The 13,087-nt window shown below is 66.5% G+C and carries 13 protein-coding genes and 2 tRNA genes; 9 read left to right on the forward strand and 6 right to left on the reverse strand.

Annotated elements, in window-relative coordinates; all coding sequences use genetic code 11:
• Positions 1-9 precede the first annotated feature (9 nt).
• Positions 10-936 carry a LysR family transcriptional regulator gene (locus DMO17_RS07320; RefSeq protein ID WP_110681837.1) on the reverse strand — a complete coding sequence of 309 codons (927 nt, stop codon included), beginning with the start codon at positions 934-936 and terminating at the stop codon, positions 10-12.
• Between the two features lie 49 nt (positions 937-985).
• On the opposite strand from DMO17_RS07320, the gene DMO17_RS07325 reads away from it, so the two are divergent.
• Together DMO17_RS07325 and DMO17_RS07330 are read left to right on the forward strand one after the other, a co-directional pair.
• A complete protein-coding gene (locus DMO17_RS07325) occupies positions 986-1,300 on the forward strand; it encodes a 3-phosphoglycerate kinase (protein ID WP_110681838.1) in 315 nt (104 codons plus the stop codon).
• Positions 1,301-1,431: 131 nt separating this feature from the next.
• The gene (locus DMO17_RS07330) at positions 1,432-2,031 is read left to right on the forward strand and encodes an FMN-dependent NADH-azoreductase (protein WP_110681839.1); all 600 of its coding nucleotides are present in this window, start codon (positions 1,432-1,434) and stop codon (positions 2,029-2,031) included.
• A 110-nt stretch (positions 2,032-2,141) separates the two neighbouring features.
• On the opposite strand, the gene DMO17_RS07335 is transcribed toward DMO17_RS07330, so the two are convergent.
• The 3 genes from DMO17_RS07335 to DMO17_RS07345 are packed head-to-tail and all read right to left on the reverse strand — an operon-like array spanning position 2,142 to position 6,077.
• Positions 2,142-3,320, reverse strand: coding sequence for a glycosyltransferase family 4 protein (locus tag DMO17_RS07335; protein WP_110681840.1), 1,179 nt, complete (start codon positions 3,318-3,320; stop codon positions 2,142-2,144).
• A 21-nt stretch (positions 3,321-3,341) separates the two neighbouring features.
• Positions 3,342-4,082 (reverse strand): sulfate transporter CysZ, encoded by a 741-nt coding sequence (cysZ, locus tag DMO17_RS07340; RefSeq protein ID WP_110681841.1) that lies wholly within the window; start codon positions 4,080-4,082, stop codon positions 3,342-3,344.
• A 33-nt stretch (positions 4,083-4,115) separates the two neighbouring features.
• A complete protein-coding gene (locus DMO17_RS07345) occupies positions 4,116-6,077 on the reverse strand; it encodes a sensor domain-containing diguanylate cyclase (protein WP_110681842.1) in 1,962 nt (653 codons plus the stop codon).
• A 210-nt stretch (positions 6,078-6,287) separates the two neighbouring features.
• On the opposite strand from DMO17_RS07345, the gene trxB reads away from it, so the two are divergent.
• The 4 genes from trxB to DMO17_RS07365 all read left to right on the forward strand — a co-directional run bounded on the left by trxB (position 6,288) and on the right by DMO17_RS07365 (position 10,362).
• Entirely contained in the window at positions 6,288-7,235 is a 948-nt protein-coding gene (gene trxB / locus DMO17_RS07350; protein ID WP_110681843.1) for a thioredoxin-disulfide reductase, read from the forward strand.
• A gap of 102 nt (positions 7,236-7,337) precedes the next feature.
• A complete protein-coding gene (locus tag DMO17_RS07355; protein ID WP_110681844.1) occupies positions 7,338-8,048 on the forward strand; it encodes an AzlC family ABC transporter permease in 711 nt (236 codons plus the stop codon).
• Positions 8,048-8,377: an AzlD domain-containing protein gene (locus DMO17_RS07360; RefSeq protein ID WP_110681845.1), complete on the forward strand. Its 330-nt coding sequence runs from the start codon at positions 8,048-8,050 to the stop codon at positions 8,375-8,377. The genes DMO17_RS07355 and DMO17_RS07360 overlap by 1 nt, the downstream gene beginning before the upstream one ends.
• A gap of 113 nt (positions 8,378-8,490) precedes the next feature.
• Positions 8,491-10,362 carry an MFS transporter gene (locus DMO17_RS07365; RefSeq protein WP_110681846.1) on the forward strand — a complete coding sequence of 624 codons (1,872 nt, stop codon included), beginning with the start codon at positions 8,491-8,493 and terminating at the stop codon, positions 10,360-10,362.
• Positions 10,363-10,414: 52 nt separating this feature from the next.
• On the opposite strand, the gene sugE is transcribed toward DMO17_RS07365, so the two are convergent.
• Positions 10,415-10,729, reverse strand: a complete 315-nt coding sequence (sugE, locus tag DMO17_RS07370; protein WP_110681847.1) for a quaternary ammonium compound efflux SMR transporter SugE — start codon at positions 10,727-10,729, stop codon at positions 10,415-10,417.
• A 153-nt stretch (positions 10,730-10,882) separates the two neighbouring features.
• A complete protein-coding gene (rdgC, locus tag DMO17_RS07375) occupies positions 10,883-11,803 on the reverse strand; it encodes a recombination-associated protein RdgC (RefSeq protein ID WP_110681848.1) in 921 nt (306 codons plus the stop codon).
• A gap of 150 nt (positions 11,804-11,953) precedes the next feature.
• On the opposite strand from rdgC, the gene DMO17_RS07380 reads away from it, so the two are divergent.
• The 3 genes from DMO17_RS07380 (at position 11,954) to DMO17_RS07390 (ending at position 13,061) form a co-directional block, all read left to right on the forward strand.
• Positions 11,954-12,029 (forward strand) — tRNA-Val (locus tag DMO17_RS07380).
• Positions 12,030-12,044: 15 nt separating this feature from the next.
• Positions 12,045-12,121, forward strand: a tRNA-Asp gene (locus DMO17_RS07385).
• A gap of 229 nt (positions 12,122-12,350) precedes the next feature.
• Positions 12,351-13,061, forward strand: a complete 711-nt coding sequence (locus DMO17_RS07390) for an FKBP-type peptidyl-prolyl cis-trans isomerase (RefSeq protein ID WP_110681849.1) — start codon at positions 12,351-12,353, stop codon at positions 13,059-13,061.
• Positions 13,062-13,087: the final 26 nt, after the last annotated feature.

Raw genomic sequence — 13,087 nt, forward strand, 5'->3', positions numbered from 1 at the left:
GCGTTCTCCTCAGTCGCTTGCCAGCGGAGCGGCGAAGGGTGCATCCAGCGGCGCGCCGTCGAAGTTCTTGATCAGCTCGATGAGGATCTGGGTGGCCGGGCCGAGCACCTTGTCCTTGTTGCTGTACAGGCAGAAGCGTGGCTTGCGTGTGCCGCCCTGTTCCATCGGCAGCGGCTTGAGCAGGCCCTCGGCCAGTTCGCGGGCGATCAGGTGGCGCGGCAGCCAGGCGAAACCCAGGCCGCTGGAGACGAAGGTGCGTGCGGTGGGCAGGCTGCCGACCGTCCAGCGCTGCTCGGCGCCGAGCCAGCCCGAGTCGCGGGGCTGGATGCGCCCGCTGTCGCGGGTCACCACCTGCATCTGGCCTTCCAGGTCCTGGAAGGTCACTTCGCGTTGCAGGCGGTGCAGCGGATGTTCCGGATGGGCCACGGCGATGAACTCCACCTCGCCCAGCTCGATGGGCAGGTAGCCGGTGATGTTGAGGGCGCTGATGGCCAGATCGGCGGAACCCTCCTTGAGCACTTCCTCGACCCCCGACAGCACTTCCTCGCGCAGGCGCACGCGGCAGCCATGACTCTGCGGCATGAAGGCGGAGAGGGCGCGGACGATGTTGGCGGTGGGGTAGGCGGCGTCCACCACCAGGCGCACCTCCGCCTCCCAGCCCTGTTCCATGTGGTGGGCCAGTTCCTCCAGCTGGCTGGCCTGCTTGACCAGCTGCCGCGAGCGGCGCAGCAGCACCTCGCCGGCCTCGGTGAGCACCGCCTTGCGCCCGTCGATGCGCAGCAGCGGTGCGCCCAGCTGCTCCTGCATGCGCGCCACCGTGTAACTCACCGAGGATTGCGAGCGGTGCAGGGCCTCGGCGGCCTGGGCGAAGCCGCCATGGTCGACCACCGCCTGCAGGGTGCGCCATTGTTCCAGCGTGACACGGGGCGCTTTCATCGCCGCTTCCTCTTCTCTAATCTGGGCACCCCCGGACGAGGAGATACCGATGAAAAACTGTTGCCTGGCCCTGCTCGCGCTGCTGCCGCTGACCGCCCTGGCCTATCCGACCGAGCTGAAGAAGCAGATGAACGGTGCGGAGGTGTCTGCCAGCATCCAGCAGATCGACACCAACATCGGCGGTCTCACGCTCTACAACTACGGTCTCACCGCCGCCAAGTGCAATGCCCAGTTCCGCAATGGTCCCGAGGCACCACGCAATCGTGCCGCCGAGCTCAAGCCGGGGGAGAGCGTGACGCAAACGGTGAGGTTCGCCCGTAACATCATCAAGCTGCGAGTAGACCTGCGCTGCGAGCCCAGATGAGACTAGAGCGCAGTGCTAGATAAATCAACTTTGTTGATTATTCATAGCGGATATTTGCGCTTTTTTATCTTAATGGCTGACCATAATCTGCACCCCATCGAAGCCAATCACCCCCGATGGAGGTCAGCCAAATGTCCCGTGTACTCGTTATCGAAAGCAGCGCCCGTCAACAGGATTCCGTCTCCCGCCAACTGACCGCCGACTTCGTCGCCCAGTGGCAGGCCGCCCACCCGCAGGACCAGGTGCAGGTTCGCGACCTGGCCAAGCAGCCGGTGCCGCACCTGGACGAAGCCCTGCTCGGTGGCTGGATGAAGCCGGTCGAGCAGCAGAGCGAAGCGGAGCAGGCCGCCGCCGTCCGTTCCAACCAGCTGACCGATGAGCTGCTGGCCGCCGACGTGCTGGTGCTGGCCGCGCCCATGTACAACTTCGCCATCCCCAGCACCCTCAAGGCCTGGCTGGATCACGTGCTGCGCGCCGGGGTCACCTTCAAGTACACCGAGACCGGCCCGCAGGGCCTGCTCACTGGCAAGCGTGCCTTCGTGCTGACCGCCCGCGGCGGCATCTACGCCGGCAGCGGCCTCGATCACCAGGAGCCCTACCTGCGCCAGGCGCTGGCCTTCATCGGCATCCACGACGTGCAGTTCATCCACGCCGAGGGCCTGAACATGGGCGCCGAGTTCCAGGAGAAAGGCCTGGCCAAGGCCCGCGAGCAGCTGGCCCAGGTCGCCTGATTCCCGACTCTCCCCTGGGGCCGATCCACTCGGCCCGTCCACCGGTCTGCACGGGCACTCCTCCCGGCAGGCCGGTTTTTTTATGCCCGCCGTTCAGGGGGGCAAGTGATTCACTCCGGCGCGGGGGCGATGCGGGCCTGGCGCAGGTGCGCCTCGAACTGCTCGACTATGCTGGCCCAGCCCTGCTGGCCGGCATGCCGGCGGGCGTTCAGGCGTACCCGGCGCAGGCTTTCCGCGTCCTCCAGCAGCCAGCGGGCGGCCTCGATGAAGGCCGTCTCGTCGCCGGGTGTGGCAAGGGCGCCGTTGTGCCCGTGGCGGATGTGCTGGGCGGCTGCGGCCTGGTCGAAGGCGACCACGGCCAGGCCCGAGGCCAGGGCCTCCAGAACCACGTTGCCGAAGGTTTCGGACAGGCTGGGGAAGAGGAACAGGTCGCCGCTGGCATAGTGCTCGGCCAGCTCCGCGTCGCGTCGCACGCCGCAGAACAGGGCCTCCGGCAGCTCGGCCTGGAGTTGTGCGCGCAGCGGCCCGTCGCCCACCAGCACCAGCCTCAGGCGGCGCTGCGGCAGGTTCTGCTGCAGGCTGCGGAAGGCGCGCACCAGCAGTTGCAGGTTCTTCTCCGCGGCCAGGCGGCCGACGTGCAGCACGGCGATCTCGTCCTCGCCCAGGCCCCATTCGGCGCGCAGTTCGGCCGAGCGGCGCATGGGGTGGAACAGTCGCCCGTCGACGCCCCGCGCCAGCAGCTCCAGGCGCTCGAAGCCGCGCCGCTGCAGTTCCAGGCGCTGGCTGGGGCTGGGCACCAGGGTCAGCCGCGAGCGGTTGTGGAACCAGCGCAGGTAGCCGGTCAGCAGGCGGCTGAGCAGGCCCAGGCCGTAGTGGTCGCTGTACTGCTGGAAGTTGGTGTGGAAGCCGCTGACCACCGGGATGCCCAGGCGCCGCGCGGCGCGCAGGGCGGACAGGCCGAGCGGGCCCTCGGTGGCGATGTACAGCACGTCCGGACGATGGCGCTGCCAGCGGCGCAGCAGCTTGTGCAGCGACGACTGGCCCCACTGCAGGCCGGCATAGCCCGGCAGCGGCCAGCCGCGGGTGAGCAGCAGATCATCGTCGCCGGCGGTGTCCTCGTCGGCCTGGCGCGGGCGCACCAGCTGCAGCCGGTGGCCGCGCTCGCGCAGGCCCTGGCACAGGCGGCCGAGGGTATTGGCCACGCCGTTGATTTCCGGCGGGAAGGTCTCGCTGACCAGGGCGATATGCAGGCTCGTGACATTCATGGCGCCAGTCTGCGACGGCGCCATGAAAGGCTGGTGACGGCCAGGTTACTGCGCGGTGACGTCGCGCTCGCGCACCCAGAACAGGGTGGCGCCGGCCACGGCGGCGGGCATCACCAGGATGTTGAAGAAGGGCACCAGCAGCGCCAGGTACACGGTGCCGCCGAAACCCAGGCTCTGCCAGCGCTTCTCGCGCAGCCAGGCGAGCATCTCGTTCCAGCCCAGCTTGTTGTTGTCCGCCGGGTAGTCGATGTATTGCACCGCCATCATCCAGATGCCGAACAGTATCCACAGTGGCACGGCCAGCAGGTTGAGCACCGGCACGAAGGTGAGGATCAGCAGCGGGATGGCGCGCGGCAGGAAGTAGGCCAGCTTGCGCAGTTCGCGGCCGATGGTGCGCGGCATCATGGCCAGCAGTTCGGCCCAGCTGAAGGGCGGGGAGTCGTCGCGGCCGCGCAGCACCACTTCCACCTTCTCGGCGAGGAAGCCGTTGAAGGGCGCGGCGATGACGTTGGCCAGCAGGGTGAAGGTGAAGAACATGATCACCAGCACCAGCAGCACGAACAGCGGCCACAGCAGGTATTCGAGAAAGCTCAGCCAGTCGGGCAGGCTGGGCATGAAGCTGTCCACCCAGCCGCCGAACTGTTGCATGGCCAGTACGATCAGGCCGACGAACAGCAGGGTGTTGACCGCCAGCGGCAGCAGCACGAACAGGCGCAGGCCGGGGCTGAGCACCAGCTTCAGGCCTTGGCCGAGGTATTGGGGGCCGGACAGGGCAGGGGTGGGCATCGCGATCTCCGTTACGCTGAAAACGCGCCGACCTTAACCACTTTGCGGAGATGAGGAAAGCATGCCGGGGTGGTACAGGCAGGCGCGGTTGCGCTCGCGCTTGGCCTCGTACATGGCGCTGTCGGCGGCCTTGATCAGGCCGTCCGGGTCGTTTGCGTGCTGCGGGTACAGGGCGATGCCGATACTCGGTGTAACAAAGTCGATGGACAGCGCGCCGATGCGGATGGCGCCCTGCAGCGCCTCGCGCAGGCGCTCGGCGAGCTTCTGCGCGGTCTCGGCGGCGCTGTCGGCCAGGATCAGGGTGAATTCGTCGCCGCCCAGGCGATAGACCCGGTCCGGCTGGCGCACGGCGCCGCGCAGGCGCTCGGCGATGTGCTGCAGCAGGGTGTCGCCGACATCGTGGCCGAACTGGTCGTTGACCTCCTTGAAGTGGTCCAGGTCGAGAAACAGCAGGGCCAGCGGCTGCTGGGACTGCTCGATGGACTGGCGCAGTTGCTCGTGGAAGGCCTTGCGGTTGCCCAGCCCGGTCAGCGGGTCGCGGTAGGCCATGTCCAGCAGGTGCTGCTGGTAGGCCATCTGATCGCTGATGTCGCGCAGGATGCCGCGATAACCAACGCAGTTGCCCTGTGCGTCGCGGATCAGCGAGAAGCGCGTCTCGTAGTAGCCCTGGCTGCCGTTGCGGCGGCGGAAAGGGGCGGCGAAGGTGGCATCGCTGCCGGCGTTCCAAGACTGGCGGAACAGCTCGCGGGCGCGTTGGATGTCCTGCTCTTCCAGCACCGTCTCGAAGGAACGCTGCAGCAGTTCCTCGGCCGGGTAGCCGAGCATGCTGCAGAGCGCGCGGTTGACCGCCTGGATGGTGCCATCCTGGGTCAGTTCGAAGTAGCCGTCCTGGATGGCGTCGAGGATCTCGCGGTCGCGCGTCTCGCTCTGTTCCAGGCGGGCCAGCATGCGGTTGGTCTCGGCCGCCAGCCGACCCAGCTCGTCGCGCCCGGCGTCGCTCAGGCGCTGGCCGGCGGTCTCCGGGCCGATGTCGGCGATTTCCCGATGCATGCGCGAGACCCGGCGCAGGATGCCGAACTCCAGGCCCAGGTAGATCAGCAGCCAGGCGGCGATCCCGACCGTGCCGGCCTGGGCCAGGAAGATGGCGATGGCCTTGCGTCCCTCCAGGTACAGGCGTCGCTCGCGGGTCAGTTCCAACATCAGCTCGGGTTCGTCGAGGCTGTTGCTGAACAGCAGCACCACCTGGTGGTGATCGTCGTCGAGGATGCGCCGGGGGCTGATCTCGATCTGGTTGATGCTGGTCTGGTCGAGGCTGGACAGCATCTTCCAGCGCACCATCTCCTCGTCCGGGGGGAGCATGCGCATGGCGCCGTCGAGCTGGGTCTGCAGGTTCTCGGCGCGCTCGCCGTCGATGAAATGGCCCGCCACCAGGGTGCCGACGCTGGGCAGGCTGTTCTGGTTGTTGCTGATGCCGCTCATCACCAGTATCAGCGGCACGCCCTGCAGGGCCACCAACTGGCCGCGCGGCCCCTCGCCGTCGCGGTGGCGCAGGCGCTCGGCCAGGGCCAGGATGCTGGTGCGCAGCGACTCGTGGCTGCGCGGCTTGTCGCTCCCTAGGGCCAGCAGGTCCGGCAGATCCGGCGGCAGCCACTGCTCGGCGCGGACCCGGCCATCGGCGGCGAGGTAGATCATGAAGTCGAAGTTCATCTGGCGCAGGGCTTCGCTGTCCATGTTGCGTTGCACGAAGTCCGGGTGCTGGCCGAGCATGAATTCGTAGCTGGCATCCCACTGGGCGTAGCTGAGCAGCAGGTCGAGGTTGCGCTTCAGATCGTTGTCCAGCAGCGCGCGCACCCGCTCGGCCTCGGCGACCAGCAGGGCGGCGTCCTGGCGGTCGAAGCGGCTGAGGATCAGGCTCTGCGAGAGCAGGTAGGCGATGACCAGGGCCAGGGCCAGCAGGGGGGCGAAGAGCCAGAACAGGCGTTTGCGCAGCGTCATGCCGATCGTGCGTCCTGGGGTGGGATGAGCCGAGTATAGTCCGAGCGCTCTGGCGCATAGGCCCGGGCTATTGGCGGCATTGAGAATGGGTATTTTCCCCGATGGCGGCGGCCCGGTAGCGTGGCCGCAGTTTCCCTTGTCGGGGTCGTCCGTTCCTCCCAAGCCTTCCCCAAGTGCTGTGGATGACCCCCTTTTATTCAGGAGCCGGTCATGTCCGCCAACCGTCACGCCCGCGTCATCATCCTCGGCTCAGGCCCCGCGGGTTACAGCGCGGCCGTATACGCCGCCCGTGCCAACCTCAAGCCGCTGCTGATCACCGGCATCCAGGCCGGCGGCCAGCTGACCACCACCACCGAGGTCGACAACTGGCCCGGCGACCCCCACGGTCTCACCGGGCCGGCGCTGATGCAGCGCATGCAGGAGCATGCCGAGCGTTTCGAGACCGAGATCGTCTTCGACCATATCAACGCCGTGGACCTGGCCGGCAAGCCCTTCACCCTGGTCGGCGACAGCGGCACCTACACGGCCGATGCGCTGATCATCGCCACCGGTGCCAGTGCCCGCTACCTGGGGCTGCCGTCCGAGCAGGCGTTCATGGGCAAGGGCGTGTCCGCCTGCGCCACCTGCGACGGCTTCTTCTACCGGGGCCGCGAAGTGGCGGTGGTCGGCGGTGGCAACACCGCGGTGGAGGAAGCGCTGTACCTGGCCAACATCGCCAGCAAGGTGACCCTGGTACACCGCCGCGAGACCTTCCGTGCCGAGAAGATCCTGCAGGACAAGCTCAGGGCGCGCATCGCCGAGGGTAAGATCGAGCTGCGCCTGAACGCCGAAGTGGAGGAGGTACTGGGCGACGAGATGGGGGTCACCGGGGTGCGTTTGAGGCACAGCGATGGCGCCCGCAGCGAGCTGAAGGTCGACGGCCTGTTCGTTGCCATCGGCCATACCCCCAACACCACGCTGTTCGAGGGCCAGCTGGCGCTCAAGGATGGCTACCTGGTGGTCAACGGCGGCCGCGACGGCAACGCCACCGCCACCAGCATTGCCGGGGTGTTCGCCGCCGGCGACGTGGCCGATTCGGTGTACCGCCAGGCCATCACCTCGGCCGGCGCCGGCTGCATGGCGGCACTCGACGTGGAGCGCTACCTGGACTCGCTGTGATCCCCCGGCTGTCCTGAGGAACCCCGCTGTTGCGGGGTGCAGCAATATCGTTCAAGACGGTGCCGTGGCGGCCAGCTAGCCTCCTCGTTCCAAGGAGGTTCCATGTCCCGTCACCACGAATTCCTGCAGGGCATGCGCGACATGCTGCCGATGCTGCTCGGCGCCATTCCCTTCGGCATCATCTTCGGCAGCCTGGCCGGTGCCGCCGGCCTCACGCCCTGGCAGACCATCGGCATGTCGGTGCTGGTGTTCGCCGGCTCCGCCCAGTTCATCGCCATCAGCCTGCTCGGCGGCGGCGCGACCCTGGCCGTGCTGTGGCTGACCACCCTGGTGGTCAACCTGCGCCACGCCCTGTACAGCGCCAGCCTGCAGCCCTTCGTGCGCCACCTGCCCAAGCGCTGGCGGGTGCCGCTGGCCTTCTGGCTGACCGACGAGGCTTTCGCCGTGGTCCAGCACCGTTATGCCGAAAGCGACGCCTCGCCGCACAAGCACTGGTACTTCCTCGGCGCGGCGCTGGCCATGTACCTCAACTGGCAGGCCTGTACCCTGGTCGGCCTGGTGTTCGGCCAGGCGGTGCCGAACATCGGCGCCTGGGGCCTGGACTTCGCCATGCTCGCCACCTTCATCGGCATCGTCGTGCCCATGCTGCGCAACCGCCCGCAGGTGGCGGCGGCCCTGGTGGCCGGCGCGGTGGCGCTGGTCTGCCACGCGCTGCCCTACAAGCTCGGCCTGATGGCCGCGGCCGGTGCCGGCATCGTCGTCGGCGTGGTGCTGGAACGGCGCTACCGCCTGCTGCAGGACGAGGTGTTCTGATGGACAACTGGCTCCTGATCCTCGGCATGCTGGCAATCACCTTCGCCACCCGTTACAGCCTGTTCGCCTTTCCCGACCTGCACTTCCCGCCCATGGTGCGCCAGGGCCTGCACTACGTGCCGACCGCCGTGCTCAGCGCCATCGTGGTGCCCGGCATGCTGTTGCCGGACGGCCAGAGCTGGGCCCTGAGCCTGGACAACGCCTACCTGCTGGCCGGCCTGGTGACCATCGTCATCGCCGCCGCGACCCGCCACCTGCTGGCGACCATCGGGGGCGGCCTGCTGGTGTTCTTTCTGTTGCGCGGGTGGCTGGGGCAGCTGCCGCTCTAGCACTTTTCCGCGACGATCCTGGGCGAATGCCACACGTGGGTGTGGCTTTGTCAGGGCTGGATGCTGTCCAATGCAGGACGGCGTTTGCCGCCCATATGACAGGTACAAGGACGATGACCCCACACTCGCAATTCGCCCTGCTCGGCACTCGGCGCTTCCTGCCGTTCTTCATCACCCAGCTGCTCGGTGCGTTCAACGACAACGTGTTCAAGCAGTCGCTAATCCTCGCCATCCTGTTCAAGCTCAGCGTCAGCGCCGACCGCGATCTGCTGGTCAACCTCTGCGCGCTACTGTTCATCCTGCCGTTCTTCCTGTTCTCCGCCCTTGGCGGCCAGTTCGGCGAGAAGTTCGCCAAGGATGCGCTGATCCGTGCGATCAAGCTGGCCGAGGTGGTGATCATGCTGGTTGGCGCGCTGGGCTTCCTGCTCGGCAGCCTGCCGCTGATGCTGGCCACCCTGTTCGTGATGGGGACCCAGTCCGCGCTGTTCGGTCCGGTGAAGTACTCGATCCTGCCGGCGGCGCTGCGCGAGCAGGAGCTGGTCGGCGGTAACGCGTTGGTGGAGATGGGTACTTTCCTGGCCATCCTCGCCGGCACCATCGGCGCCGGCATGCTGATGGCCAGCGACAGCTATGCCGCGCTGGTGGCCGGCGTGGTGGTGCTGGTGGCCGTGGCCGGCTACCTGGCCAGCCGCCATGTGCCGCGTGCGGCGGCAGCGCTGCCGGAGCTGCCGCTGGACTGGAACATCCTGCGCCAATCCTGGCGGATCATGCGCCTGGGGCTGGGTCAGCGCCCGGCGGTATCGCGCTCGCTGGTGGGCAACTCCTGGTTCTGGTTTCTCGGGGCCGTGTACCTGACGCAGATCCCGGCGTTCGCCAAGGAGCTGCTGCACGGCGACGAGAGCGTGGTGACCCTGATCCTCGCGGTGTTTTCCATCGGTATCGGCCTGGGCTCGATCCTTTGCGAGCGCATGAGCGGGCACAAGGTGGAGATCGGCCTGGTGCCCTTCGGCTCGTTCGGCCTGACCCTGTTCGGAATCCTGCTCTGGTGGTTCTCCAGCGGTTTCCCTCAGCCAGCGACACCCTACGACTGGCTGGGGCTGCTGGGCGTTGGCCAGGTCTGGTGGGTGCTTGCCGCCATTCTCGGCATCGGCATGTTCGGCGGCTTCTACATCGTGCCGCTGTATGCACTGATCCAGTCGCGCACCGAGGAGCACGAGCGGGCGCGGGTGATCGCCGCCAACAATATCCTCAACGCGCTGTTCATGGTGGCGGCGGCGCTGGTGTCGATCCTCTTCCTCAGCGTGGCCAAGCTGAGCATCCCGCAGCTGTTCCTGGCCATCTCGCTGATGAACATCGCAGTGAACCTGTACATCTTCAAGATCGTCCCCGAGTTCACCATGCGCTTCCTCATCTGGATGCTCAGTCATTCCATGTACCGGGTGCGCCATCAGAATCTGGATGTCATTCCCGACGAGGGCGCGGCGGTGCTGGTGTGCAACCACGTGTCCTTCGTCGATGCCCTGTTGATCGGTGGCGCGGTACGTCGGCCGGTGCGCTTCGTCATGTACTACAAGATCTACGATCTACCGGTGCTCAACTTCGTGTTCCGCACCGCCGGCACCGTGCCGATCGCCGGGCGCAACGAGGACCCGGAGGTGTTCGAGCGGGCCTTCACGCGGATCGCCGAGTACCTGGCGGCGGGTGAGCTGGTGTGTATCTTTCCCGAGGGCAAGTTGACCACCGATGGCGAGATCGACGAGTTCAAGGCCGGGGTCGAGCGCATCCTCGCGGCCAACCCGGTGCCGGTGATTCCGCTGGCTCTGCAGGGCCTGTGGGGCAGCTTCTTCAGTCGTGCGCCGCACAAGGGCCTGTTCAAGCGCCTGTGGTCGCGGGTCAACATAGTCGCCGGCACGCCGCTACCGGCGGACACCGGCAGACTCGTCATGCAGGAGCAGGTGATGCGCCTGCGCGGTGATCAGCGCTGACCCGATCGAATAAAAAAGCCCGCCGATTGGCGGGCTTTTTCTTTGGGGCCTATCAGTGGCTGAGCTTGAGGCCGACCAGGCCGATGACGATCAACGCCACGCTGCCCAGGCGCATTAGCGCCATGGACTCGCCAAACAGCAGCACGCCGGCGATCACCGTGCCGACGGCGCCAACCCCGGTCCAGATGGCATAGGCGGTGCCCAACGGCAGTTCCTTCATGGCCAGGCCGAGCAGGCCGATGCTGACGACCATGGCCGCGACGGTGAGCAGGGTGGGGAGGGGGCGGCTGAAGCCGTCGGTATACTTGAGGCCGACGGCCCAGCAGACCTCGAACAGGCCGGCGAGAAACAGAATGATCCAGGACATGGGATGGCTCCTTACAACGAATGGGCGGGCCGTCCCGGATGGTCACTCGAATGGAGCGGCGAGGTCGTCCTCGCGTTGTTCGCTATTTTGCACAGTCGGCTGCACAGGGCAAGTCATGTAGGACGGATGGCCCCGTGCAGCCTGCGCAGCGGATCAGATACCCTGCGGGATTTCCTCGCCGCCGAAGGCTTCGAACAGCGCCGGCAGGAAGTCGCTCAGGGTCAGCATCATCAGGGTGAAGCTGGCGTCCAGCTGGCCCAGCGCATCGTCACCGCCGTCCTGGGCGGCCTGGTCCTGCAGCAGGTCCTCGAAACGCAGGCGTTTGACTGCGAACTTGTCGTCCAGCACGAAGGACAGCTTGTCCTGCCAGGCCAGGGACAGCTGGGTGACCAGCTTGCCGGCGGACAGGTGCAGCTGGATTTCCTCGCTGGTCAGGTCCTGGCGCTTGCAGCGCACCACGCCGCCGTCTTCGCTGGTATCGCGCAGCTCGCACTCGTCGAGCACGAAGAAGTCCGGCGCGGCGGCCTGGGCCTTGACCCAGTCGGTGAGGGTGGCGGTCGGCGCCATCTTCACGGAGAGCGGACGCACCGGCAGCGAGCCTATGGCTTCGCGCAGGGTGGACAGCAGGTCTTCGGCCTTCTTAGCGCTGGCGGTATCGACCAGGATCAGGCCGAGCTTGGGCGCGATGGCGGCGAAGGTGCTGGAGCGGCGGATGAAGGCGCGTGGCAGGAAGCTCATGACGATCTCGTCCTTGAGCTGGTCGCGCTCCTTCTTGTAGACCTTGCGCATCTGTTGCGCCTCGATCTCGTCGACCTTGTCCTTCAGTGCGTCGCGCACCACGCTGCCGGGCAGGATGCGTTCTTCCTTGCGTGCGGCGATCAGCAGGAAGTCACCGCTGACATGCACCAGCGGCGCGTCGCCACCTTTGCCGAACGGCGCCATGAAACCGTAGGTGGTCAGCTCCTGGCTGGCGCAGGGGCGCGCGGCCTTGGCGGCCAGCGCTGCCTCCAGGGCCTCGGCGTCGAACGGCACGTCCTGGGTCAGGCGATAAACGAGCAGGTTGCGGAACCACATGGGAATGAACACTCCTTGAACACGAAGCGCGCATTATTCTCCATTGCCGGGGGTGAAGCTAAGCCTTTGGAACTGCTCGAAAATTTTTTTCAAAAAAGGCTTGCCAAGGTGAAAGGGCATCCCTAGAATGCGCACCACTTCGAGAGCACTGGGTGGTTAGCTCAGCCGGGAGAGCATCTGCCTTACAAGCAGAGGGTCGGCGGTTCGATCCCGTCACCACCCACCACTTTCGGGGTTACGCGCAGCGGTAGTTCAGTCGGTTAGAATACCGGCCTGTCACGCCGGGGGTCGCGGGTTCGAGTCCCGTCCGCTGCGCCATATATAAAGCTCTGGTTAGACTGAAGACCGGAGCTTGAAGAAAACGACCGAAAGGTCGTTTTTTTTTGCCCGCGATTTGTCCGCGCCGAGGCGGGTTCTTCGCCAGCCCGCCTGCGCCACTGAACTTCTGCGCCGTTTGCGGTTCCCATTGTGCCGTAGCCAGTGCTCGCTGCGGGCTGCTAAGCTCGCGCTCTCTCATTGCCCTTCGTGGCTTCTACAAGGAACAAGCATGAAACAACATCGTCTTGCGGCGGCGGTTGCCCTGGTCGGCCTGGTACTGGCCGGTTGCGATGCGCAGACCAGCGAAGTGGAACTCAAGACCCCGGCGCAGAAGGCTTCCTACGGCATCGGCCTGAACATGGGCAAGAGCCTGTCCCAGGAAGGCCTGGATGATCTGGACTCCAAGGCTGTGGCCATGGGCATCGAGGATGCCATTGGCAAGCAGGAGCAGAAAATCACCGACGCGGACATGAAGGATGCCTTCGAGTTCCTGCAGAAGCGTGCCGAGGAGCGCATGGCCAAGCTCAACGAGGAGTCCGCCGCCGCCGGCAAGAAGTTCCTCGAAGAGAATGGTAAGAAGGAAGGCGTGATCACCACCGCTTCCGGTCTGCAGTACGAAGTACTGAAGAAGGCCGACGGCGCCCAGCCCAAGGCCACCGACGTGGTCACCGTGCACTACGAGGGCAAGCTGACCGACGGCAGCGTGTTCGACAGCTCCATCGAGCGCGGCAGCCCCATCGATCTGCCGGTCAGCGGCGTGATCCCGGGCTGGGTCGAGGGCCTGCAGCTGATGCACGTGGGTGAGAAGTACAAGCTGTACATCCCCAGCGAGCTGGCTTACGGCGCCCAGAGCCCGAGCCCGGCGATCCCGGCCAACTCGGTGCTGGTGTTCGAGCTGGAACTGCTGGCGATCAAGGCCCCGGCTGCCCCGGCGCAGTAACGCTCGCTGCACAAGACAACGCCCCG

The organism is Aquipseudomonas alcaligenes (assembly GCF_003205495.1).
In the GTDB taxonomy this organism is placed as follows: Bacteria; Pseudomonadota; Gammaproteobacteria; order Pseudomonadales; family Pseudomonadaceae; genus Aquipseudomonas; species Aquipseudomonas alcaligenes_B.